Source organism: Kitasatospora sp. NPDC028055 (genome assembly GCF_040637885.1).
Taxonomy (GTDB): Bacteria; Actinomycetota; Actinomycetes; order Streptomycetales; family Streptomycetaceae; genus Kitasatospora.
In genome coordinates this window covers 1-22,780 of record NZ_JBEZXE010000045.1, presented here as the reverse complement: position 1 = coordinate 22,780, position 22,780 = coordinate 1, and the positions used below count along the sequence as shown (strand labels likewise).

18 protein-coding genes, 1 pseudogene and 1 riboswitch are annotated in these 22,780 nt (G+C 73.6%); of the genes and pseudogenes, 11 read left to right on the top strand and 8 right to left on the bottom strand.

Annotated elements, in window-relative coordinates; genetic code table 11:
* Positions 1 to 33 precede the first annotated feature (33 nt).
* The 6 genes from AB0F71_RS32050 (at position 34) to AB0F71_RS32025 (ending at position 8,476) form a co-directional block, all read left to right on the top strand.
* On the top strand, positions 34 to 2,223 hold the full coding sequence (locus AB0F71_RS32050; protein ID WP_360241964.1) for a UvrD-helicase domain-containing protein: 2,190 nt from the start codon (positions 34 to 36) through the stop codon (positions 2,221 to 2,223).
* Between the two features lie 98 nt (positions 2,224 to 2,321).
* The gene (locus AB0F71_RS32045; protein WP_360241865.1) at positions 2,322 to 2,789 is read left to right on the top strand and encodes a GreA/GreB family elongation factor; all 468 of its coding nucleotides are present in this window, start codon (positions 2,322 to 2,324) and stop codon (positions 2,787 to 2,789) included.
* A 75-nt stretch (positions 2,790 to 2,864) separates the two neighbouring features.
* Positions 2,865 to 4,184 (top strand): MFS transporter, encoded by a 1,320-nt coding sequence (locus AB0F71_RS32040; protein ID WP_360241862.1) that lies wholly within the window; start codon positions 2,865 to 2,867, stop codon positions 4,182 to 4,184.
* A gap of 45 nt (positions 4,185 to 4,229) precedes the next feature.
* Complete coding sequence (gene fdhD / locus AB0F71_RS32035) at positions 4,230 to 5,153, top strand: formate dehydrogenase accessory sulfurtransferase FdhD (RefSeq protein WP_360241859.1); 924 nt, start codon at positions 4,230 to 4,232, stop codon at positions 5,151 to 5,153.
* Positions 5,154 to 6,071: a LysR family transcriptional regulator gene (locus AB0F71_RS32030; protein ID WP_360241856.1), complete on the top strand. Its 918-nt coding sequence runs from the start codon at positions 5,154 to 5,156 to the stop codon at positions 6,069 to 6,071.
* Between the two features lie 86 nt (positions 6,072 to 6,157).
* Positions 6,158 to 8,476, top strand: a complete 2,319-nt coding sequence (locus AB0F71_RS32025) for an FdhF/YdeP family oxidoreductase (RefSeq protein WP_360241853.1) — start codon at positions 6,158 to 6,160, stop codon at positions 8,474 to 8,476.
* 40 nt (positions 8,477 to 8,516) lie between these two features.
* On the opposite strand, the gene AB0F71_RS32020 is transcribed toward AB0F71_RS32025, so the two are convergent.
* Positions 8,517 to 9,842, bottom strand: a complete 1,326-nt coding sequence (locus tag AB0F71_RS32020; protein WP_360241850.1) for a DUF3533 domain-containing protein — start codon at positions 9,840 to 9,842, stop codon at positions 8,517 to 8,519.
* Positions 9,843 to 10,014: 172 nt separating this feature from the next.
* Positions 10,015 to 10,192, top strand: a riboswitch (M-box (ykoK) riboswitch).
* A gap of 320 nt (positions 10,193 to 10,512) precedes the next feature.
* Between AB0F71_RS32020 and AB0F71_RS32015 the strand changes: the two genes are divergently transcribed.
* From AB0F71_RS32015 to AB0F71_RS31995, 5 genes and pseudogenes are all read left to right on the top strand, one after another.
* Positions 10,513 to 10,758, top strand: a complete 246-nt coding sequence (locus AB0F71_RS32015) for a hypothetical protein (RefSeq protein ID WP_360241847.1) — start codon at positions 10,513 to 10,515, stop codon at positions 10,756 to 10,758.
* A gap of 9 nt (positions 10,759 to 10,767) precedes the next feature.
* A pseudogene (locus AB0F71_RS32010) lies at positions 10,768 to 10,953 on the top strand (glyoxalase); the annotation flags it as partial.
* A 96-nt stretch (positions 10,954 to 11,049) separates the two neighbouring features.
* Positions 11,050 to 12,816 (top strand): ABC transporter permease subunit, encoded by a 1,767-nt coding sequence (locus tag AB0F71_RS32005; RefSeq protein ID WP_360241845.1) that lies wholly within the window; start codon positions 11,050 to 11,052, stop codon positions 12,814 to 12,816.
* Positions 12,817 to 12,827: 11 nt separating this feature from the next.
* Positions 12,828 to 14,270, top strand: a complete 1,443-nt coding sequence (locus AB0F71_RS32000; RefSeq protein WP_360241842.1) for a nitrate/sulfonate/bicarbonate ABC transporter ATP-binding protein — start codon at positions 12,828 to 12,830, stop codon at positions 14,268 to 14,270.
* A 51-nt stretch (positions 14,271 to 14,321) separates the two neighbouring features.
* The gene (locus AB0F71_RS31995; protein WP_360241839.1) at positions 14,322 to 14,882 is read left to right on the top strand and encodes a nucleoside deaminase; all 561 of its coding nucleotides are present in this window, start codon (positions 14,322 to 14,324) and stop codon (positions 14,880 to 14,882) included.
* A gap of 30 nt (positions 14,883 to 14,912) precedes the next feature.
* Here AB0F71_RS31995 and AB0F71_RS31990 read toward each other — a convergent pair whose 3' ends face one another.
* The 7 genes from AB0F71_RS31990 to AB0F71_RS31960 form a co-directional block, all read right to left on the bottom strand.
* Positions 14,913 to 15,362 (bottom strand): metalloregulator ArsR/SmtB family transcription factor, encoded by a 450-nt coding sequence (locus AB0F71_RS31990; protein ID WP_360241836.1) that lies wholly within the window; start codon positions 15,360 to 15,362, stop codon positions 14,913 to 14,915.
* A 513-nt stretch (positions 15,363 to 15,875) separates the two neighbouring features.
* Positions 15,876 to 16,532, bottom strand: coding sequence for a response regulator transcription factor (locus tag AB0F71_RS31985; RefSeq protein WP_360241833.1), 657 nt, complete (start codon positions 16,530 to 16,532; stop codon positions 15,876 to 15,878).
* Positions 16,496 to 17,812: a sensor histidine kinase gene (locus AB0F71_RS31980; RefSeq protein ID WP_360241830.1), complete on the bottom strand. Its 1,317-nt coding sequence runs from the start codon at positions 17,810 to 17,812 to the stop codon at positions 16,496 to 16,498. The genes AB0F71_RS31985 and AB0F71_RS31980 overlap by 37 nt, the downstream gene beginning before the upstream one ends.
* A gap of 137 nt (positions 17,813 to 17,949) precedes the next feature.
* A complete protein-coding gene (locus tag AB0F71_RS31975; protein ID WP_360241828.1) occupies positions 17,950 to 19,857 on the bottom strand; it encodes a hypothetical protein in 1,908 nt (635 codons plus the stop codon).
* 29 nt (positions 19,858 to 19,886) lie between these two features.
* Positions 19,887 to 20,654 carry an ABC transporter ATP-binding protein gene (locus tag AB0F71_RS31970; protein ID WP_360241825.1) on the bottom strand — a complete coding sequence of 256 codons (768 nt, stop codon included), beginning with the start codon at positions 20,652 to 20,654 and terminating at the stop codon, positions 19,887 to 19,889.
* 196 nt (positions 20,655 to 20,850) lie between these two features.
* Complete coding sequence (locus tag AB0F71_RS31965; RefSeq protein ID WP_360241822.1) at positions 20,851 to 21,528, bottom strand: hypothetical protein; 678 nt, start codon at positions 21,526 to 21,528, stop codon at positions 20,851 to 20,853.
* 55 nt (positions 21,529 to 21,583) lie between these two features.
* On the bottom strand, positions 21,584 to 22,780 hold a 1,197-nt coding region (locus AB0F71_RS31960), incomplete at its 5' end, for an RHS repeat-associated core domain-containing protein (protein WP_360241819.1).

Genomic DNA, 22,780 nt, shown 5'->3' with positions numbered 1-22,780 from the left:
AGGCGCGAGGGGGCCCGGGTGGCGACGTTGGGGATGCACCGGGACTTCCTGATGGAGTTCGCGGCGCTGGAGCGGTCGGTGCAGCGACGGGTCTTCGAGACCTTCGAGAAGTTCACCGGGGCCACCCACGCCGGCGCGCACCTGGAGAAGCTCACCCACCAGCGGGACCCGCGGATCCGGACGATCCGGATCACCGACTTCTGGCGCGGGGTCGTCCTCAAGGCCGACCGGGGCGACGGCTACCTGCTGCTCAAGGTGCTCCCCCACGACAAGGCCAACGACTGGGCGCTCAAGCACCGCGCCTCGGTGAACGCCGCCACCCAGGGCGTCGAGATCCGCAACGACGTCGCCCTGGAGCGCGCCTCCGCCTCGCTGCGGGCCCGGGCCTCGGACGAGCCCCAGCGGCTGTTCGCCGACCGCTCCGACAAGGTCCTGCGCAGCCTGGGCATCGAGGAGGAGATCCTGCCGATCATCCGGCTGCTGCCCGACGAGGCGCACCTGGAGGCGCTCCACCGGGTCCTGCCGGAGCAGCAGTTCGACGTGCTGGTCGGGCTGGCCAGCGGGATGGAACCGGCCGAGATCGACCGCGAGATCGTCCAGGCGTACGCGCGGGCGGCGGACCCGGTGGGCACCGGGCGGCCCGGCGACGAACTGGTGTCGGCGATGGCCCACGCCCGCGGCCGGGTCGCCCTGGTGTCCGGGCCCGAGGAGCTCCAGGAGATCCTGGAGCGCCCCTTCGACGCCTGGCGGATCTTCCTGCACCCGGCCCAGTACCGGATCGCCTACCGGGGTTCGTACCAGGGCCCGGCCCGGGTCACCGGCGGCCCCGGGACGGGCAAGACCGTGGTCGCCCTGCATCGGGCCTACCACCTGGCCCGCCGGCTGCCCGCCGACGCCCCCGACGGATCGGTGCTGCTCACCACCTACACCAAGGACCTGGCCGCCGAACTGGAGCGCTGCCTGGGCCTGTTGATCACCGACGCGCGGATCCGGGCCAAGGTCCGGGTGGTCACCGTCGACGCCCTGGCGAACGAGGTGCTGCGCCGCTCGCTCGGCGGCGCCCCGTTGAAGATCCTGTTCAACCAGCGTGCGGTGCTGGCCCGTTGGCGCCGGGTCGGGCAGCGGCTCGGGGTCGACTTCACCGACGTCTTCCTGGACCAGGAGTGGCGCCAGGTCGTCCTGGCCCAGGCGATCGAGAGCCCGGAGCAGTACCTCAAGGCCCCGCGGACCGGCCGGGGCACCGCGCTCGGCCCGCTGCAACGGGCCCAACTGTGGCGCACGGTGGCCGCGTTCGAGGAGGAGCTGCGGCAGAGCGGGGAGCGGACCTTCCTCCAGGTCTGCGCGCACGCCGCCCGGGCCCTCGACGAACGGGGCGAACGCCCGTTCCGGCACGTGGTGGTCGACGAGGCGCAGGACCTGCACCCCGCGCAGTGGCGCTTCCTGCGCGCGCTCGCCGCCCCCGGACCGGACGACCTGTTCCTCGCCGGCGACCCCCACCAGCGGATCTACGGCAACAAGGTCTCGCTGCGCTCGCTCGGCATCCAGGTCGTCGGCCGGTCCTCCCGGCTGCGCGTCAACTACCGCACCACGCACGAGATCCTGAGCTGGGCCGCCTCGCTGCTCACCGGCGAGCGGCCGGACGACCTGGACGGCGGCGAGGAGTCGCTGGTCGGCTACCACTCGACCCTGCACGGCGCGCAGCCCGAGGCGCACGGCCACGCCGACCAGGCCGCGGAACTCCGGGCCCTGGTCGCCCGGATCGAGGCGTGGACCGCCTCGGGGGTCGGCCCGGAGGACATCGGCGTCGCCACCCGCACCGCCCAGCTCGGCCGCGACACGGCCCGGGCACTGGAGCAGGCCGGCATCCCGGCCCACCTGCTCGGCAGCGCGCCGGCCCCCGGCGTGCGGATCGGCACCATGCACCGGATGAAGGGGCTGGAGTTCCGCTGCGTCGCCGTGGTGGGCGTCGGCGACGCCATGGTGCCCAACGGCAACGCGCTCACCCCGGAGGACACCGACCCGCAGCAGCACCGGGAGGACCTCAACGGGGAGCTGAACCTGCTGTTCGTGGCCTGCACCCGCGCCCGCGAGGCCCTCTCCGTCTCCTGGCACGGCGCCCCCAGCCGCTTCCTCGAACCGGTCGTCCCGACCGGACCGGTCGCACTGGCCGAACAGGTGGCCCTGGCCGAGCCGCTCGCCCTGGCCGAGCCGCTCGCCCGCTGACGCACGGCCCGGCCGAGGATTTGCCGGGGGTTCGGCGGGGTGGGGTAATGAGAGGCGACCGGTGTTTGGGTGTTCCCTCAGAGACCCGGGAGCGTGCGATGAGCGGTGGGCCGGAACCGATCAGTGCCGAGGGGCTGCGTGCCGTGCAGGAGGAGTTGGCGCAGCTGCGGGCGGAGCGGGGGGAGGTGGCGGCGACCCTGCGCGGGGAGGATCCGGTGGGGGACCGCGCCGACGCGGCGGACGAGTTGCAGCGGGCTTCGGACGTGACGCGGCTGGACCGGCGGATCGCCGAGCTGGAGGGGCGGCTGCGGGAGGCCGAGGCGGCCGGGCCGCCGTCCACGGACGTGATCGGGGTGGGCTCGACGGTCACCGTGCGGTTCTCGGACGGCGAGGAGGAGACCGTCGAGATCTCCGAGCTGGCCGAGGAACGCGAGCTGACCCTGGTGACGTACGACAGCCCGCTCGGCAAGGCGCTGCTGGGCCGTCACGCCGGGGAGACGGTGAGCTACGAGACACCCGGCGGTGCGGCGAGCGCGGTCGTGCTGGCGGTGGGGGACGGCGGCTAGCCGGGGCTCAGGGCCCGTCCCGTTCGATCGGCCGCGCCGATCGGACGACTGGCACCACCTCTTTGACCTGCGACGATGCCGGACAGGACACTGGACGGGCGGCCCGCCGCCGCCGGATTCCCCGTCCGAGCGAACCCGTCCGAGGAGACCCCGCACGTGCGCACCGCCCGCTGGACACCGGCCGCGGCCGCCGTGGCGGTCGCCGCCTGGGGCGCGAACCAGTTCACCGCGCTGGCGAGCGTCTACCGGGTGCACACCGACTGGTCGCCGGTGTCGCTGGCCGCGATGTTCTCGGTGTACCTGGTCGGGCTGGTGCCCGGGCTGCTGCTGGGCGGCCCGGCCGCGGACCGGTACGGGCGCCGGCGCACGGTGCGGGCCGGGCTCGCCCTGTCGGCGGCCGCCAGCGCGCTGTTGGCCCTGGCGGACGAGCCCACCGGGTACGTCGCCCGGCTGGCGACCGGCTTCGCGGCCGGGCTGGTGTTCCTGGCCGGGACGACCTGGCTACGGGAGCTCTCCGGCCCCGGGACGTCCCCGGTGGCCTCCGCGCGCCGCGCGATGTACGCCACCGGGATCGGCTTCTCGGCCGGTGCGCTGGCCTCCGGCGTCCTCTCGGAGTGGCTGCCCGATCCGACGGCCGTGCCCTGCCTCGCCCATGCCGCGGCCTGTCTGCTGGTCCTGCGGGCCACCGGCCGGCTCCCGGACACGGCCGCGGTGCGCCGCCCGGCCCGGCCCTCGGAACACCACCGCGCGGCGGTGCGGCACCCCCGGTTCCGCTACGTCGTGCTGCCCGCCAGCCCCGCCGTGCTGGGCGCCGCGACCGTCGGCTACGTGGTGCTGCCGCCGCTGGTCGCCCACCATCTGCCGGGCTACGCACCGCTGTTCAGCGGTCTGGTGGCGGCCCTGACGCTCGCCATGGGGGTGCTCGCCCAGCCCTTCGCGGCCCGGCTGGACGACGCGGGCAGCGCCCGGGCCACCCTCACCGCGATGGCGACGGTGATCGCCGGACTACTGCTCGGCGCGCTGGCCGCCGACCGCGACTCGGTGGGACTGGTACTGGCCGCCGCGGTCGTGCTCGGCACCGGGTACGGGCTCACCCTCGGCGCGGGCCTGCACGAGGTGGAGCGGCTCACCGCCCCGAGCGCCGACGCCGGGCGCGGCCCCGCCGGACCGACCTCCGCCGCGCTCTACCAGAGCACCACCTCCAGCGGCTTCCTCACCCCGCTGCTGCTGGCCGGTACGGCCGGGCGCGCCTCCTACCCGGCGCTGCTGGTCGGCATGGCCGGGGTGGGCCTGCTCTGCCTGGCGGTCACCGGCGTCCACAGCCGCCGCCACCTGCCCGACCCCGGCAGCCCGCCCGGCCCGGAAACGCGCGAGGATTCATCCGTACAGACCTGACCGACCGCGAGGCCGACCCGCGACCCACCCGAGGAGCCGACGACCATGGGCCGAGTGACCGTACCCCGCAGGGTCCTGCGGCTGCGCAAGGGCGTGCCCTCGCACCGCCCCGACACCCTGGCCGCCGAGGAGCCGATGGAGATCCGGGTCGGCGGCCGTCCGCTGACGGTGACCATGCGCACCCCCGGCAGCGACTTCGACCTCGCGGCCGGCTTCCTGGTCAGCGAGGGCGTGCTGCACGCCGCCGACCACCTGGCCGGGATCCGCTACTGCGCCGGGGCCACCGCCGACGGCGGCAACACCTACAACGTGGTGGACGTGGCGCTCGCGGCCGGTGTGCCGGCCCCGGACGCCTCGCTGGAGCGCAACTTCTACACCACCTCCTCCTGCGGCCTGTGCGGCAAGGCCAGCCTGGACGCGGTGCGCACCACCGCGCCGTGGAGCGTCGCGGCGGACGGGCTGCGGATCACCCCCGCACTGCTGACCGCGCTGCCCGACCGGCTGCGCGCCGCCCAGAAGGTCTTCGACAGCACCGGCGGCCTGCACGCGGCCGGACTGTTCGACGCGCAGGGCCGGCTGCTCTGCCTGCGCGAGGACGTGGGGCGGCACAACGCGGTGGACAAGGTGGTCGGCCACGCGCTGCGCGAGGGCCTGCTGCCGGCCCGGGGCACGGTGCTGATGGTCAGCGGCCGGGCCTCCTTCGAGCTGGTGCAGAAGGCGGTGATGGCCGGCATCCCGGCGCTCGCCGCCGTCTCCGCGCCGTCCTCGCTGGCGGTGGACCTGGCCGAGGAGAGCGGGCTGACCCTGGTCGGCTTCCTGCGCGGCGACTCGATGAACGTCTACACCCGCACCGACCGGATCGACCTGACCGACCCGGCCGACCTGACCGACCCGACCGGGCTCCCCGACGAAACCGAAACCGCCGACGAAACCGAGGCCGAGGCCGGGACCGCCGCCGAGGCGGAGTAGATGCTGTTCCGCCAGCTCGAGTACCTGGTCGCCCTCGCCCGCGAGCGGCACTTCGCCCGCGCCGCCCAGGCCTGCCAGGTCTCCCAGCCGGCGCTGTCCGAGGCGCTGCGCAAGCTGGAGGACGAACTGGGGGTGCTGCTGGTGCGGCGCGGCCGGGCGTACCAGGGCCTGACCCCCGAGGGCGAGCGGATCGTACGGTGGGCGCAGCGCATCCTGGCCGACCGGGACGCCCTGCGGGACGAGGTGGACGCGCTGCGCACCGGGCTGAGCGGACGGCTGCGGATCGGCTCGGTGCCGACCGCCTCGGGCGCCGTCCCGCTGCTCACCGGCCCGTTCTGCACCGCCCACCCGCTGGCCGCCGTGGAGCTGACCACCGACCTGCCCGCCGACGAACTCCTGCGCCGGGTACGGAACTTCGAGATCGACGCGGGCCTCGGCTACCTCCCGGAGCAGGGCGCCGAGGGCGTGCGCAGCCTCCCGCTCTACGAGGAGCGGTACGTCCTGCTGACCGGCCCCGCCGACGGTCTCGCCGGGCAGCCGCACGCCACCTGGACGGAGGCCTCCCGGCTGCCGCTGTGCCTGCTGCACCCGGGCATGCAGGGCCGCCGGGTGCTGGACGGGGTGTTCGCGGGCCTCGGACTGGCACCGGCACCCCGGGTGGAGACCGACTCGGTGGGTTCGCTGTTCGCGCACGTGCGCACCGGCCACTGGGCGAGCGTGGTGCCGTACGCCTGGCTGCACGTGTTCGGGGTGCCGCCCGGGATGCGGGCCGTCCCGCTGGTGGAGCCGGTGCACAGCACGCCGATCGGGCTGGTGACCGCGGACCGGGAGCCGGGGTCGGTGATGGCCCGCGCCCTGCTGGAGGTGGCCCGGCGGACGGACCTGGCCGGGGTGCTGGGCGCCCTGCCGGACCCGTAGCGGTTCGACGCGCGGGGGCCGACGGCCCGGCGTAGCGTCGAGCCGGGCCCGTGAGGCCCCCACCCGCGCGACGGAAGGCGACCACCGTGACCACCTCCGACGATGCCGTCGACGGCGCCCGCCCCGAGCCGGAGGAGGTCGGCCCCGCCCCCGCCGCGCCGCCCCGCTACGCGCCGTACCACCACCCCGCCGCCGGCTGGGGCGCGGCGAAGAGCGTCACCCGCTTCCTGGCCCGCGAGGGGGCGTACCTGGACGGCCCGCGCGCGGTCATGCGGATGAACCACGAGAACACCGGCTTCGACTGCCCGGGCTGCGCCTGGCCGGACGACACCAAGGGCCTGCACCTGGACATCTGCGAGAACGGCATCAAGCACGTCACCTGGGAGATGACCCGCAAGCAAGTCGGCCGGGAGTTCTTCGCCGCGCACTCGGTGACCGAGCTGTCCGAGTGGAGCGACTTCGCCCTGGAGGACCAGGGCCGGCTCACCGAGCCGATGGTCTACGACCCGAACACCGACCACTACGTGCCGATCGGCTGGAAGGACGCGTTCGCCCTGGTCGGCCGCACCCTGCGAGGGCTGGACGACCCGAACCGGGCGGCGTTCTACACCTCCGGCCGGCTCGGCAACGAGGCGACCTTCCTGTACCAGCTGATGGCCCGCGAGCTGGGCACCAACAACCTCCCCGACTGCTCCAACATGTGCCACGAGGCCAGCGGACGGGCCCTCCAGGCGGCACTGGGCACCGGAAAGGGGACGGTCGACCTCAAGGACTGGGAGGTCACCGACGCGCTGTTCATCCTGGGCGTCAACGCGGCCTCCAACGCGCCCCGGATGCTCACCTCGCTCGCCGAGGCCTTCAAGCGCGGCGCGCAGATCGTGCACGTCAACCCGCTGGTCGAGGCGGCGGCGACCCGGACGATCATCCCGCACGACTTCACCGACATGGCGCTGAACCGGGCGACCCGCACCAGCACGCTCAACCTCCAGCCGCGGATCGGCGGCGACATGGCGCTGCTGCGCGGCATGGCGAAGGCGCTCCTGGAGCAGTCGGCGGCCGACGACGGGGCGTTGGACCGGCTGTTCATCGAGCGGCACACCAGCGGGTTCGCGGACTACCGGCGCGTCTGCGAGGAGACGCCCTGGGCGGAGCTGGAGCGCCAGAGCGGGCTGGCCCGGGCGGAGATCCTCAAGGCGGCGCGGGTCTACCGCGAGGCGGACCGCTCGATCTTCAGCTGGTGCCTGGGCGTCACCCAGCACGAGCACGGGGTGGACACCGTGCGGGAGATCGTCAACCTGCTGCTGCTGCGCGGCAACCTGGGCCGGGAGGGGGCCGGGCCCTCGCCGGTGCGCGGGCACAGCAACGTCCAGGGCAACCGCACCTGCGGGATCGACCACCGGCCGTCCGACGCCTTCCTGGACCGGCTCGGCGCGGTCTGCCGGATCGACCCGCCGCGCGCCCACGGCCTGGACACGGTCGGGACGATCGAGGCGATGCGGCGCGGCGAGGTGACCGTCTTCGTCGGCATGGGCGGCAACTTCGCGCTCGCCGCCCCGGACTCCCCCTACACGTACCAGGCCCTGCGCGCCTGCGAGTTGACCGTCCAGGTGAGCACCAAGCTGAACCGCAGCCACCTGGTGCACGGCCGCCGGGCGCTGATCCTGCCGTGCCTGGGGCGGACCGAGAAGGACCACCAGCGCGCCGGGGTGCAGTCCACCTCGGTCGAGGACTCGATGAGCATGGTGCACCTGTCGGTCGGCATGAAGCGCCCGGCCTCGCCGCACCTGCTCTCCGAGCCCGCGATCGTCGCCGGGATGGCCCGCGCGGCCCTGCCGGACAGCCCCACCCCGTGGGAGTGGTACATCGAGGACTACGACCGGATCCGCGACACCATGGCCGAAGTGCTGGACGGCTTCGAGGACTTCAACCGCCGGGTGCGGCTGCCGCTGGGCTTCCGGATCAAGCAGCCCGCCCGCGAGCTGGTCTTCCTCACCCCCTCCGGCAAGGCCGAGTTCTCCGCCGCCGCGCTGCCCGACGTCGTCCCCGCGCCGGGCACCCTGGCGCTCGGCACGATGCGCTCGCACGACCAGTGGAACACCACCATCTACTCGGACAACGACCGCTACCGGGGCGTGAAGAACCTGCGCACCCTGGTCTTCCTCAACCCGGACGACATGCGCGAGCGCGGCATCGCCGAGTTCGACCCGGTGGACATCACCAGCACCGCCCGGGACGGCTCCACCCGCTCGGTGCACGGCTACCTGGCCGTCCCGTACGACATCCCGCGCGGCTGCGCGGCCGGCTACATGCCGGAGCTGAACGTGCTGTGCGCGATCGGCGACCACAGCACCCAGAGCGACCAGCCGATCATGAAGCACCTCAAGGTGACCGTCACCAGGGCCTGACCGTCACCAGGGCCCGACCGTCACCAGGCCCGAGGAGTGGCTACTCCGAGGGCTGGGGCGTCCAGCGGTGCAGGCCCTTGCGGTCGTAGTAGCGGGTCATCCCGAAGCCGAAGGCCAGGGCCAGCGCCGCCCCGACGGCGATCATGACCCAGCCGCGGGCCAGCCCGGCGTCCGAGCGGGCGTCGAAGAAGAGGATCGCCCGGATGCCGTCGCTCAGCTGCCGCATCGGCTCGAAGACGGCCAGGAAGCGGTAGAAGCCGGGCACCGCCTGGAGCGGGACGGTCGCCCCGGAGGACGGCAGGGCGAGCGCGATGAACACGAACATGGACACCAGCTGCCCGATCCCGCCGAAGGCGGCGTTGATCGCCTGCACGCCGAGGCCGACGGCGAGGCTGGCGCAGTAGGCGAACACCCAGAGCAGCGCCTGGTGCGGGGCGTCCATGCCGAGGATCCCGACCGCGCAGAGCAGCACCAGGGAGGTGGTGACCAGCATGATCCCGGCGGTCATCAGCATCTTGAGCAGCAGGGTCTGGGTGCGGCTGATCGGGACGGTCGGGCGGCGGGTGTGCCAGGGGCCGATCTCGCTGTCGCTGTAGCCGAGCGCGGTGTCGACGCCGTTGTGGATGATGTTGCCGCCGATGAAGCCGGTCAGCACGGCGAGCAGGGTGAAGTAGAAGGCGCTCAGCCCGAGGCCGCTGTGGCTGCCGATCGGGTGGCCGACCACGGTGGTGACGGCGAACGGGTCGGCGAGCAGCAGCCGAGCGGTGGCGCCGGTGTCCGGGCCCTGGGTGCCCGGGCCGCCCTGGGCCGGTACGGCGGCCAGCAGCCGCTGCCCGGCCGCGACCGAGGCCTGGTGGGCGGCGTTCTGGGCGATCTGGGCGGCGATCGAGGAGCCGAGGCTGCCCAGGCCGGGGTTGGTGAGGACGGTGAGGGTGGGCCGGTGGGTGGCCCCGCCGGTGGCGAGCGCGGTGACGGTGGCGGTGAAGTCGGCGGGGACGAGCAGCACGCCGTAGACCTTGCCGGCGGCGAGCAGGTCGCGGGCGCCCGCGTCGTCGGTCTGGCGCCAGTGGACGGTGTCGTCCGGGGTCCCGGCCACCACGGCGCGGGCCAGCTGGGTGCCGAGGTTGACCGGCTGGCCGGGCGGGGGCGGGGCCTGGTCGGCGTTCACCAGGGCGATCGGCAGCCGGTGCAGGTGACCGCTCGGGTTGACGATGCCGCCCAGGTAGAGCAGCGAGAGCAGTGCGGCCACCAGGGCGCACAGCACACCGGGGAAGAGCCAGAGCTTCGGGCGCCGGGCGAGCGCCAGCGCCCTCGCTCGCCGGGGAGCCCCCGGAGGTCCTGCGGTCTGGGAGCCTGCGGTCGCCATGCCACCCCTCAGCTGCGTGTGCGGGTACGGATCCGGCGGGAAGTCGTTCCGTCGTCACGTCGCGCCCAAACCCGCGTCACCCGGACGGCTGTCACGCCTCGCTAAAGGTAAAGGTTCTACCAAGTACGCAAGTATCGCGCTCTCGCCGGTCTATGCTTCTGGAGGTTTGAAGAAGGCACCTCGTTCGGTGAGGCTTCTTCACGGACACAGGCCACTGATCCGACGACGTCGAGAGACGCCCAGGGCTAGGACAGATCTTCCCGACCTAAGGGTTGATCCGAAGTGGCTTCCGGCCCGGGCGGGTCGGACACGCCGTGGAGTGCCAAAGCTCTGACGAGTTGGGGTGAACCGGTGGCCGTTCCGCGCGCCGGCGAACTCCTTGCCGCGTCGATGACACGCACCACGGGGTGCGCCGACCGGGAGGAGGCGAGAGACATGGATTGCAGTAGTCCGGGCCACAGTAGCCCCCGCCCCCGCCTGTCCTCGTACACCTCCGGCATGCGGTAACAACCTTCCCTGCGCGCACATCAGACGGTGCGTCAGCACTGCGTCCGACGACACGTCCGCACTGCTCACCCCCGCCCGCGGCTTCGCCGTGCCCGCCCGCAGGACTTTCGCTGCTGCGCGCCCCCATCACCCCGCCCGCCCCGGGGTCCACGGGAGGAACGTCATGACCACCAACGCCACACTCAACTCCAAAGTCCCGCAGCCGCGTTCGGCCGTGCTGGACGACTTCCCGATGGAGCAGGTCCGCCCGCTCCTGCTCGGCCCCGACGCCCCCGGCCTCAACCGGCTCTACACCGCCTGGGTGTTCGCCACCCACGGGCACGACCCCCAGTGGATCGCCGACCACCTCGGCCTGCCCACCCCGACCGCCCGGCTGCTGGTCACCGCGGCCCGGCAGCAGACCCGATAGGAGGCCGCAGTGATCACGGCCCTCGACCACGTCCAGCTCTCCGCGCCGCCCGGCAGCGAGGCCCTGCTACGCGCCTTCCACGGCGACGTCCTGCCGATGGCCGAGATCCCCGAGCCCCAGCCGCTGACCGGCCGCGGCGGCTGCTGGTTCGCCGCCGACGGCGGCCGGGTCCGGCGCTACCTCGGCATCGAGGAGCGGGCCGCCTGAGCGGCGGGCCGGGCGCGGGTTCATTTGCGTACGGACGTCAGTAGGGAGCAGACTGCCCGGGTTTGCGCGCCGGAGGTCCCCGCCATGTCCTTCCCGTCCCTCCCGAAGTCCGCCCCGGGCCCGTCCCGGGGCCCACTGCCGCCCCGGACGAGCCGCCTGGCCCGGGCGGGCTGGGCGGACGTGGTCGTGGCCGCCGCCGTCCTGGTCCTGCTCTACCTCGCCCTGCGGGTCGGACAGGGCACCACCGTACGGTTCTCCACCGCGCGCGACGCCGCCGTGGACACCGACCCGGCCCGGCTGCCCTACGACGCGGCGCGCTCGCTGCTGCGGATGTTCGCCGCGCTGGTCCTCTCGATCGGCTTCACCTTCGGCTACGCCTACGCCGCCGCCCGCAGCCGCCGGCTGGAACGGGTGCTGATCCCCGCGCTGGACATCCTCCAGTCGGTGCCGGTGCTCGCCTTCCTGACCGTGGCCGTCACCGGCTTCCTCGCCCTGTTCCCCGGCTCCGAACTCGGCCTGGAGTGCGCGGCCGTGTTCGCCATCTTCACGTCCCAGGCGTGGAACATGACCTTCGGCTTCTACCACTCGCTGGTCTCGCTGCCGCGCGAACTCGACGAGCTGTCCCGCTCCTTCCGGTTCAGCCGGTGGATGCGCTTCTGGAAGGTCGAACTGCCCTCCGGCATGATCGGCCTGGTCTGGAACGGCATGCTCAGCTTCGGCGGCGGCTGGTTCTTCCTGGTCGCCTCCGAGGCGATCAGCGTCGACAACCAGCGCTATGCCCTGCCCGGGGTCGGCTCCTACGCGGGCGCCGCCATCGCCGCCGGCGACCTCGGCCGGGTCGGCTGGGCTATCGCCACCATGGCCGTCCTGGTCCTCGGCGTGAACTTCCTGTTCTGGCGGCCGCTCACCGCCTGGGCCGAACGCTTCAAGAACGAGCAGTCCGAGGCCACCGAGGTGCAGCGCTCCGTCGTACTCGCCCTGCTGCGCCGCTCCCGGCTGCCCGGCCTGCTCGGCCGGGTGCTGCGCCCCCTCGGCCGGGCCCTGAACCGGGCCGGACGGGTCTTCGGCACCGACGACCGGCCGCTCGCCGTCAGCCGCGCCCGGCAGCGCACCGGCGACCTCCTGTTCGCCGTCGTCTCCGGCGGCATCGTGCTCTGGGGCCTGGTCGACCTCGGCCGCTACCTCGCCGGAACCACCGGCCTCGGCGTCTTCGGCGAACCCCTGCTGCTCGGCCTCGCCACCCTGGCCCGGGTCGTGGTGCTGGTCGCGGTCGCCACCGTCGTCTGGGTGCCGATCGGCGTGCGGATCGGCTTCTCCCCCCGGCTGACCAGGATCGCCCAGCCCCTGGTCCAGGTGCTCGCCAGCTTCCCCGCCAACTTCCTGTTCCCGCTGGTGGTCTGGCTGCTGCTGCGCACCGGCCTGTCGATCGACCTCGGCGGCGTGCTGCTGATGGCCCTCGGCGCCCAGTGGTACATCCTGTTCAACGCCATCGCCGGTGCCATGGCCATCCCCAGCGACCTGCGCGAGGCCATGGACAACCTCGGCGTGCGCGGCCTCCAGCGCTGGCGGCGGCTGATCGCCCCCGGGATCTTCCCGGCGTACGTCACCGGCGGCATCACCGCCTCCGGCGGTGCCTGGAACGCCTCCATCGTCTCCGAGGTGGTCGCCTTCGGCGGCACCACCCTCACCGCCACCGGCCTCGGCGCGTACATCGCCCGCGCCACCGAACGCGGCGACCACCCGCACCTGCTCGCCGGGGTCGCGGTGATGAGCCTGTACGTCGTCGCCCTCAACCGCCTGGTCTGGCGCCGGTTGTACCGGCTGGCCGAGCGCCGTTACTCGCTCCAGTGAGGTTTCCCCCGATGCGCTTCCCGTTCTCCTCCCGCCCCGCCCCCGCCCCGGCGGTCGCCGTCGCCCGGCCCGCCGTGGCCCAGCCCGCCGTGGCGGACGGCGCGACCCTGCTGGAGGCCGTCGGCCTCACCAAGTCCTACGCCGGCGCCGACGGCGAACTCCCGGTACTCTCCGGGATCGACCTCACCGTCCGGGCCGGCGAGATCGTCGCCCTGCTCGGCCGCTCCGGCTCCGGCAAGTCCACCCTGCTGCGCTGCCTGGCCGGCCTGCTGCCGCCCAGCTCCGGCACCGTCCGCTACCGCGGCACCCCCCTCACCGGCGCCAACCCCGGCACCGCGCTCGTCTTCCAGACCTTCGCCCTGCTGCCCTGGCTGACCGTCCGGCAGAACGTCGAACTCGGCCTGGAGGCCCGTGGGGTGCCCCCGCGCGAGCGCGCCCGGGCCGCCGACCAGGCCATCGACCTGATCGGCCTGACCGGCTTCGAGAACGCCTATCCCAAGGAGCTCTCCGGCGGCATGCGCCAACGCGTCGGCTTCGCCCGGGCGCTGGTCGTCGAACCCGACGTGCTGATGATGGACGAACCGTTCTCCGCGCTCGACGTGCTCACCGCCGAGAACCTGCGCGGCGAACTCATGGAGCTGTGGGACTCCGGACAGTTCCCCACCCGCGCCGTCGTCCTGGTCACCCACAACATCGAGGAGGCGGTGCTGATGGCCGACCGCGTCGTGGTCCTCGGCTCCCGCCCGTACGGCACCATCCGGGAGACCGTCGAGGTCGACCTGGAACGGCCGCGCGACCGCGACTCCGCCGCCTTCGACGAACTCGTCGACCGGGTCTACCGGATCATGACCGGCCGGCCCAAGGACCCCCGGGCCGCCGGCCGGCCCGAACCCGGCCGTACCGAGCCGGGCCTTACCGAACCGGACGGCCCCGACTCGGACGGCCCCGACCCGAACCGCCCTGACCGCCGGACCGTCGCCAACACCCCGCTGCCCAGCGCCAGCGTGGACGGCCTCTCCGGCCTCGCCGAGATGATCGCCCACCGCGCCGGCCGCTGCGACCTCGCCGACCTCGCCGACCAACTCGGCCTCGACATCGACGACATGCTCCCCCAGGTCGACGCCCTCGACCTGCTCGGCTTCGCCGAGATCCACGGCGACGACCTCCTGCTCACCGAGGACGGCACCGCCTTCGCCCGCGCCGACGTCCAGGACTCCCGCGCCCTCTTCGCCGGCGCCGCCCTCGACGTCCCCCTGGTCAAGCTGATCGCCAACAGCCTCGGCGGCGAACCCGGCGCCACCGTCCGCGCCGGCTTCTTCCGCGACCTCCTCGCCCACCACTACACCAGCGAACAGGTCGACCGGCAGCTGGAGACCGCCACCGACTGGGGCCGCTACGCGGGCCTGTTCGGCTACGACGCGGCCCGGCAGGAATACCGGTCGGAGGAGGCGTAGGGCGGGGACAATGCCGTGGAACTCCCTTACGCCGACCGGACGGAGCACACCGTGACACTGATCAGGCGTCACTTCATGGGCGCGGTCGGCGCGGTGGGGCTCGCGCCGTACCCGGCGCCGGTCGCGGCCGCCGCTGCGCCGCAGGGCCACGAGCACTTCATGGCGGCGGCGATCGAGGAGGGGCGCAGGAACGAGCGCTACCCCTTCGGGGCGGTGATCGTCCGCTCGGGCCGGGTGGTGGCCCGGGGCACCGCCTCGGCGGACACCCCGACCCAGCACGGCGAGATGGTAGCCATCGACGACTACGGGCAGCCCTACGGCAGCCCCGAATGGGGCGGCACCGCCCTGTACACCACCGCCGAACCCTGCCCGATGTGCATGAGCGCCTGCGCCTGGGCCGGAATCGGGCAGGTCGTGTGGGCGACCTCGATCGAGGGGCTGCGCCGCACCGGCCTCGACCAGATCGACCTGTCCGCCGTCGCCGTGGCCAAGGCCGCCGGGTCCTTCTACTATCCGCAGCTGCTGCTCGGCGGGGTGCTCGCCGCCGAGACCGACGAACTGTTCCACCGCGCCCAGGTCATCCGCAACGGCGGCGGCGAGGACGGGTCGTAGGGCGGGTCGTAGGACGGGAAGTGCCCCGGCTCAGCCCGTCGGGCCGGTCGCCGGGCGGCGGCGCACCCCCCGAACGGCGCGGGCGGCGCGGGCGGCCCGGGCGAAGGGCTGCTCCGCCGTGTCGGCGGCCGGGGCCGCGCCACCGTCACCACCACCGCCGTCGCCACCGCTGCGGTCCGGCAGGTCGTTGGCGATCACGGCGGCCTCGGTCAGCAGCCCGCGCACCTCGGTGGCGCGGTAGAAGATCCGCGTCCCCTCCCGGCGAGCCACCACCAGCCCCGCCGCCCGCAGCTTCGCCAAGTGCTGCGAGGTGGCCGCCACGTGCGCACCCAACAGCTCGGCCAGCTCGCTGACCGGCAGCTCCCGGCGGCTCAACGCCCACAGCAGCCGGTACCGCGACGGATCGGCCACCGCCTTCAGCACCGCCACCGCCCGCTCGGCCGCATCCGCGTCCCAGGCCTCGTCCTTCGCACCACCCATACGGCGATCGTACCGACGCCCGCCCCACCCCCAACCCCCACCGCCCTCGCACCAAAAGTCGCCCCCACCGACTTCCCGCGCCCACCCAACCGACCCCCGACCCCAGAACTCAGCCCCGCCGACCTCCAGGCCCAACGGCACGAAGGCCCACCCACAGGCCAGCCCGCCGACCTCCCGCGCCCAGCGACAAAAGCGCCCCGCACCAGAAGTCGACCCCACCGACCTTCCGCGCCCAACAGCAGAACGCCAGCCCAACCAACCCTCCGGCCCCGCCAGTCCAACCCGGCCCCGCACCAGAAGTCGACCCCACCGACTTTCCGTGCCCAACAGCAGAGAACCCCCATCAGAGGCCACCCCGCCGACCTCCCACGCCCAGCGACACAAGGCCCCGCACCAGAAGTCGGGCCCGCCGACCTCCCACGCCCAACGGCCGAGAACCCCCGTCAGAGGCCGGCCCGACCTTCTGCGCCCGGGCCCCGCACCGGAAGTCGGGCCCGGCGACTTTTGCGTGGGCTACTCCGGGCGGGTTCCGTTCAGGTAGGCGAGTACGGCCAGGACGCGGCGGTTGTCGTCGTCGGAGGCGCCGAGGCCGAGCTTGGCGAAGATGTTGGAGGTGTGCTTGCTGACCGCGCCCTCGCTGAAATGGAGCCGTTGGGCGATCGCGGCGTTGGAGCGGCCCTCGGCCATCATCGCGAGCACGTCGCGTTCGCGCGGGGTCAGCATCGCGAGCGGCTCGTCGTAGGCGTTGCGGGCCAGCAGGCGGGTGATGACCTGGGGGTCCATGACGGTGCCGCCGGCCGCGACGGTGTGGACGGCGTCCACGAACTGGTCGGCCTTGGAGACCCGGTCCTTGAGCAGGTAGCCCACGCCGCCCGCGCCGTCGGCGATCAGCTCCCGGGCGTAGAGCTGCTCGACGTGCTGGGAGAGCACCAGCACCGGCAGTCCGGGCTGTTCGCGGCGGGCCGCCAGCGCGGCCTGGAGGCCCTCGTCCGAGTAGGTGGGGGGCAGTCGGACGTCGACCACGGCGATGTCGGGGCGGTGCTCGGCCAGCGCGGCGGACAGTTCCGGCCCGCTCTCCACGGCGGCGACGATGTCATGGCCGTGGGCGCTCAGCAGGAGTTCGAGTCCGTCCCTCAGCAGGACGAGGTCCTCGGCGAGGACAACACGCACGGCAGCTCCATGATCAGCCTGGTCGGGCCCCCCGGGGGGCTGGTCAGCGTGAGCGTACCGTCGAACACCGCCAGCCTGCGCTGGATGCCCCGCAGGCCGCTGCCGCCCTCCGGGTCGGCGCCGCCCCGGCCGTCGTCGGCGACCTCGGCGCGCAGCAGTCCGGCGGCGTGGGTGAGCTCCACCGTGGCGTGCCGGGCGTCGCCGTGCTTGACCGCGTTGGTGAGCGCCTCGCTGACCGCGAAGTACACCGCCGACTCCACCGGCGCCTCGGCCCGGCCGGGCAGTTCGGCCCGGACCTCGACCTTCAACGGCACGTCCAGCGCGAGCGCCCGGATCCCTTCGGCGAGGCCGCGCTCGGCGAGCACCGGCGGGTGGATGCCGCGCACCAGGTCGCGCAGCTCCTGCAGGGCCTGGGTGACGTTCTCCTGAGCGTCCGTCACCACCTGCTTCGCCTTCTCCGGGTCCCGGTCGATCAGCGGTACCACCGCGCCGAGCCGCAGGCTGACGGCGACCAGCCGGGCCTGGGCGCCGTCGTGCAGGTCCCGTTCGATCCGGCGCAGCTCGGCGGCCTGGGCCTCGGTGGCGTCCAGCCGGATCTCGGTGAGCTGCTCGACCCGATGGGCCAGCCGGGAGCGCTCGGTGGGGCCGAGCAGGGAGCGGGTCCACCGGCCGTGCAGGTGCAGCGCGGGCCCGGCGAGGGCGAGACCGGCGGGCACCAGGACCAGGCCGAGCAGCGGTCCGAGCAGCCCGGGCAGCGGCAACAGGCCGTAGCCGGGGCCGGGTTCGGGCAGTACGGGCTGCGCCAGCCCGTACAGGCCGTAGCCGGTCAGCAGGACGGGCGTGGCCGCGATGCCGCCGCCGATCAGCGGGTCGACCAGCAGCCAGCCGGCGTCCCGCCAGGTCGCCGGGTCGTTCCAGAGCCAGCGGAGCTTGAGCGCGAAGCCCGCGAACCAGCGGTTCTTGTGGTAGTCGTGGCCGGTCCAGAACCAGCCGTGCAGGGTGCGTTCCAGCGCCGGGCGCGGCACGTACGGCACCGGTACGGGCACCTGCGACCAGTGGCCGGAGGCCCAGCGGGCGGCGGTGGCGGCGGAGCGGACCACCCGGGTCGTCACCGGGAACAGCGGGACCATCCCGACACCGACCCAGAGCAGGAACGAGACCAGGAAGAGCACGGCCAGCACGGCGCCGACCGGGATCAGCAGGGTGAAGACGGCGAGGCGGCCGAGCGCCCGGAGGGCGGTGCGCAGCGCCTCGGCGCCTCGGGACTGCGGGGTGCTCACGGGGTGGGCCTCCGGTCGGCTCGACGGTTCTGTGCTGTGCCCTGCGGTGCTGTGCTGTGCTGTGCCCTGCTGTGCTGTGCTGTGCCCTGCTGTGCTGTGCTGGACGATCATGATGGCAGCCCGGCAACCGGCCCGGCTCACCCGCCGGTTGCCCGCTCGGCCGCCTGCTTGGCCCGGATCAGCCGGTACACCCCCACGAAGCACCCCGTCCCCAACAGGATGAACCCCGACGCGACCGGCACCTGCCAGGCCGGCGGCAGGTACAGGGCCAGGAACCAGCTCCGATCGGCCGGCGCGAGCAGCGACATGGCCAGCGCCACCCCGCCCTGCGGGGCCGTGCTCAGCACCCCGGCCGTGACCAGCAGCCCGGCGGCCGCGGTCCGGCGGCGGGAGATGCGGTCCAGCAGGTCCTGCTCCTCCGGTGAGCGGTCCGCGGACCCGGCCGCCCGACGGACGCCCTTGCGCATCACGTCCAGCAGTTCCGGCCCGCGCGTCTCCAGCCGGCGCCGGGCCGCCCGGCCCAACCACCAGGCGTACAGCAGCCCGGTGGCCAGGCCGACCGCCGTCCCGCCCCAGCGCAGCGGCGCGCTGTGCAGCAGCGTCCCGGCCAGCACCACGCCGGTGGCCGGCAGCGCGGCGAACAGCTGGAGCAGCAGGACGGCGAGGCTCTGCATCCGGACCTGGTCGCCGCTCTCGTCGCTGAACCCGTCCAGCGGGTTGCCGCCCGGCCGGTCCGGGAACGGTGCCGGGCCGAGCAGCGACATCAGCGGCACCAGCCCGGCCCCCGCACCGAGCACGGCCGGCAGGGCGGCCAGCAGCCAGGGCCAGGCCCAGCCGTTCGGGGCGGCGACCGTCCCGCCGACGGTGAGCAGCAGCGCGGCCGGGCCGACCAGTAGCAGCCAGGCCGACTGCCGGGCCCGGACGTCGATCCGCTCCGCGCCGGGGGCGACCAGGGTCAGCCACAGGGCGCCGGCGTCCAGCCCGTACAGGCTGGAGCCGAGCGCGCCGGCGTACAGCGCCACGACCACGCCCATCCACGGCAGTACGGTCGGGAAGCCGCCGAGCACCGGCAGCAGGCCGGTGAACAGGCCGGTCCACAGGGCGATCCGCAGGAAGCGGGCCCGGCGTGGGTCGCGCACCCACAGGCGCAGCTCCTTGCCGAGGACGGCGGCCCCGGGGGTGTCCGGGAGGAGCCGCGGGCGGCCGCGCCGACGGACCGCGGGCCGTCCACCGCCCGCCGTACCGCGCACCAACTGCCGGGCCAGCAGGGCCGTCCAGGCGGCGAACAGCAGCCCGCACAGGGCGAGCAGTCCGCCCAGGCAGGCGCCGACCAGGGCCCAGTCGGAGCGCCGGACGGCGTCCACGGCGACCACCGACCAGCCGGAGGGCAGGACGCGCACCAGCGTGCCGACGGTCGGCGCCCAGTGGCCGCCCAGCAGCTCGAGGAAGAAGGCGATCCCGAACCAGCCGGTGTTCAGGAACCCGCACACCAGGCCGACCAGCAGCGCCGACAGCTCCCAGCCCAGCCGCGACCGGGCCACCCTGCCCAGGCCCTGCACGCCGAGCTTGGCGAGCACCACCACGAACAGCAGCTGGAGCAGCATGGCGGGCACGGCCACCAGCGCGGGCAGCAGCCCCAGCCCGGCGCCGAACACCACCAGCACGGCGAAGGCGACCAGGGCGACCACCGGGGTGACACCGACGAACGAGGCGGCCAGCAGGCCCAGCGCGAGCCGGCACGGGGGCTGGGGCACCAGCGCGAAGTACGACAGCCGCAGGGTCGGGTCCCCGCCGGTGAGGGTCGGCCCGACCGCCCAGCCGACCGTCCAGACCAGCAGCACCAGGGCGATCGTGCCCACCCCGGCCTCCGGCACCGGGAAGTCCACCAGGCCCAGCAGCGCGGTGCCCACCGCCGCCAGGGCGCCGCACACCCCGCCCGCGATCAGGCTCGCGGCCCGCGGGCCGGACATCGACCGCCGCAGCACGGCCAGCTTCATCCCGGTCAGCACGGCGGCGGGGTTCGGCACACCTGCGGGGTTCGGCACACCCCCGGGATCCACGACACCCCCGGACCTCATGACGCCAGCCACGACAGCCCCTCCTCCCCACCGGTCCGGCCACCGACCAGCTCGACGAAGACGTCCTCCAGCCCCCGCCCGGCCCGCACCTCGTCCACCGGCCCGGCCGCCAGCACCCGGCCCCCGGCGATCACCCCGACGTGGTCGCAGAGCTGCTCCACCAGCGCCATCACATGGCTGGAGAACACCACCGACCCGCCCGAGGCGACGAAGCGCCGCAGGATCGCCCGGATCGTCGCGGCCGACACCGGGTCGACCGCCTCGAAGGGCTCGTCCAGCACCAGCAGCCGCGGCGCGTGCAGCAGCGCCGTCGCCAGGCCGATCTTCTTGCGCATCCCGGTCGAGTAGTCGATCACCGGGGTGTCCCCGGCCCCGTCCAGCTCCAGCACGGCCAGCAGCTCCGCCGCCCGCGCGTCCACCGTCGCACCCGGCAGCCCGCGCAACCGCCCCAGGTAGTACAGCAGTTCGGGGCCGCTTAGCCGCTCCGGCAGCATCATCCCGTCCGGCAGCACCCCCACCAGCGCCTTGGCCCGCACCGGGTCGCTCCACACGTCGACCCCGAGGATCGCCGAACTCCCGGCGTCCGGCCGCAACAACCCGACCGCCATCGACAGCGCGGTGGTCTTCCCCGCCCCGTTCGGCCCGACCAGCCCGTAGAACGAGCCGCTCGGCACCACCAGGTCCACCCCGTCCACGGCGACGTGCGCCCCGAACCGCTTCCGCAGCCCCGACAGCCGCAGCGCCGGCTGCACCGATCCCCGCACGGTGTCCTCCCCCGTCTCACCACCACCCGCCCCGGAGGCGGCTCGTGATCGAATCTAGGGACACCGGGCCGGCCGCAGAATCCACCTGCACCCCACACCGGGGTGGGCCTGGCCCCACCCCCACCCGGCAGACGAAAGGGCGGTGCCCCGCCTCCCTGACCGGGAGGCGGGGCACCGCCGGGTCACGCTCAGCCGCTCAGCACTCCACGGGAACGTTGCCGTAGTCCTTCTCCATGGTGATGTCGAGGCGTTCCTCGGCCGACCCGCCGTCCCGCTGGACGGCCACGTGGTACCGGCCCTGGAGGTTCCTGGGGACGGCCACGGTGTAGACGGTGTGGAGCACGCCGTCCACCGGGATCGAGTACCCGGCGCGGACCGGGAAGTCCCGACCCTGGCAGGAGATGTGATCGACCGTCTCACCGTCGGCCATCAGCAGCACCGACCAGCTGCCTTCGAACAGGCTCGCGCCGACGAAGGTGCCGACTCCCGGAGTCGGCCGCTTGGCGATCTCCGCGAGCGGGACACAGCCCCGGGCGAGCACCCGGTCCGAAGCCGTGCAGATGTCACCGGTCTTCTCCGCCTGCCAGATCAGCTCCGGCCCGTAGCCGTTGCTGAACCGGAGCTCCGTGAACGCGTCACCGACAGGTGCCGTCCCTCTCTCCTTGGCTGTCCCCAGGATCAACTGCTTGACCTGGTCCGACCGGGCCGCCTGGTCCGACACCGTCGGTGTCGGCGTCGATGTCGGCGTCGGCGTGGGAGTCGCCCCGGCGCCGGCGCCGGCCTGCCCGGACACCGTGGTGCACGCGCAGGCGCTGAACGCCAGGCCCGCGACAACGGTGCGAAGCCTCCCGGTGACACCCCTCACACGGCTCATCCTCCTCCTTCGGCCTTCTGTGATGCGGTGCCGGCCCACGATCGGCCCGGCACTGCTACGGCTCCTTGACGTCCTGCACCTGTGCCCCGGGCTGGTAGAGGACCGGGGTCCAGCTGCTGACGTAGACGGTCCCCCACGTCTTGGTCGCCGTCCTCCCGTCGTCGTAGTAGTACGTGGTCTCGTAGAGCCGTCGGGTCACGATGGGCGACTTGCCGTACAACTGGTGGAGCACGGTGGGCCGCAGCGTCACCTTCTGGTCCACCGTCACCGAGTCGGTCTTCCCCTCGGTCGTCTGCGTGGTGTCCTCCGAGCCCCATTCCCAGTTGGCTTCGGTGTCCGCCCCGATCTCGACTCCGCCGATCTTGAACTTGACGCTTCCGTCGACCTTGTTGCTGTGGGAGAAGGTGTTCTTCTTCGTGACCTGCTTGCTCAACTGGGTCGCCTCCGTCGTGGAGATCCCCAGGACCACCGGGTCCAGCGATTCGGCCGAGCCGAAGTCGGTTCCGACGCTGTAGTCGACGGTGGGCTGCGCGTCGTGGCTGACCTCCCTCGTGGAGTGGCCGACGATGACGCCCCCCGGCCCTGCGGGGGCAGTCGGCACCTTCTTCTCCCGGTTGGGGTTCGGCAGGGGCTTCGACAGGCTCCTCTCGACGAACTTGACGTAACCCGCCCTCCGGATCGGTTCCGCCCTCTTGATCTCGTCCACGATCCGCTGGTAGTTCGGCCCGTCCTGCGTCGTGTCCACCACGGTGCCCATGTTGGAGCACTTGGCGAATCCGCTCGCGCACTCCTCCAGCGCCATGCCGGTGGGGTCGGTGTTGTTCACCGGGTCGTTGTTGCTGTAGGCGTACGCGTTCCACTGCTGCGGGTTGTCGGCCAGCATCAGCGGGTCCGGGCTGAGGAAGCGGCCGGTGCCGGGCTGGTACTGGCGGGCGCCCAGGTTGGTGAAGCCGGTCGCGTCGTCCTTCAATCCGTTGACGAAGCCCTTGTCGCCCGCCCACGAGGTGCCGCTGCCGGAGCCGCGCAGGACGCCGAAGGGATCGGTCCAGCGGCGGTTGACATCGGTGGTCGCCGAGTCGATGGACAGGGTGCCGGTGCCGTGCTGGTCGGCGAGCTGGTAGGTGAGCCTGGTCGGGCCCTGGCGGACGAGGGTCACGCCGCCGGGCAGGGCGTAGTAGCGGGTGCCGGTGCTGGTCTTGGCGCCGGTGTCGTAGGTGAGTTCGTCGCCGCCGCCGAGGTTGACGGTGACCTT

What these genes read in the sequence shown, in the direction of transcription:
- AB0F71_RS32005 (WP_360241845.1), top strand. Translation starts at nt 11,050, where the DNA reads ATGTCCTTCCCGTCCCTCCCGAAGTCCGCCCCGGGCCCGTCCCGGGGC.
- AB0F71_RS32045 (WP_360241865.1), top strand. Translation starts at nt 2,322, where the DNA reads ATGAGCGGTGGGCCGGAACCGATCAGTGCCGAGGGGCTGCGTGCCGTG.
- fdhD (WP_360241859.1), top strand. Translation starts at nt 4,230, where the DNA reads ATGGGCCGAGTGACCGTACCCCGCAGGGTCCTGCGGCTGCGCAAGGGC.
- AB0F71_RS32050 (WP_360241964.1), top strand. Translation starts at nt 34, where the DNA reads ATGCACCGGGACTTCCTGATGGAGTTCGCGGCGCTGGAGCGGTCGGTG.
- AB0F71_RS32000 (WP_360241842.1), top strand. Translation starts at nt 12,828, where the DNA reads ATGCGCTTCCCGTTCTCCTCCCGCCCCGCCCCCGCCCCGGCGGTCGCC.
- AB0F71_RS32015 (WP_360241847.1), top strand. Translation starts at nt 10,513, where the DNA reads ATGACCACCAACGCCACACTCAACTCCAAAGTCCCGCAGCCGCGTTCG.
- AB0F71_RS32020 (WP_360241850.1), bottom strand. Translation starts at nt 9,842, where the DNA reads ATGGCGACCGCAGGCTCCCAGACCGCAGGACCTCCGGGGGCTCCCCGG.
- AB0F71_RS32040 (WP_360241862.1), top strand. Translation starts at nt 2,865, where the DNA reads ATGCCGGACAGGACACTGGACGGGCGGCCCGCCGCCGCCGGATTCCCC.
- AB0F71_RS31965 (WP_360241822.1), bottom strand. Translation starts at nt 21,528, where the DNA reads ATGAGCCGTGTGAGGGGTGTCACCGGGAGGCTTCGCACCGTTGTCGCG.
- AB0F71_RS32030 (WP_360241856.1), top strand. Translation starts at nt 5,154, where the DNA reads ATGCTGTTCCGCCAGCTCGAGTACCTGGTCGCCCTCGCCCGCGAGCGG.
- AB0F71_RS31990 (WP_360241836.1), bottom strand. Translation starts at nt 15,362, where the DNA reads ATGGGTGGTGCGAAGGACGAGGCCTGGGACGCGGATGCGGCCGAGCGG.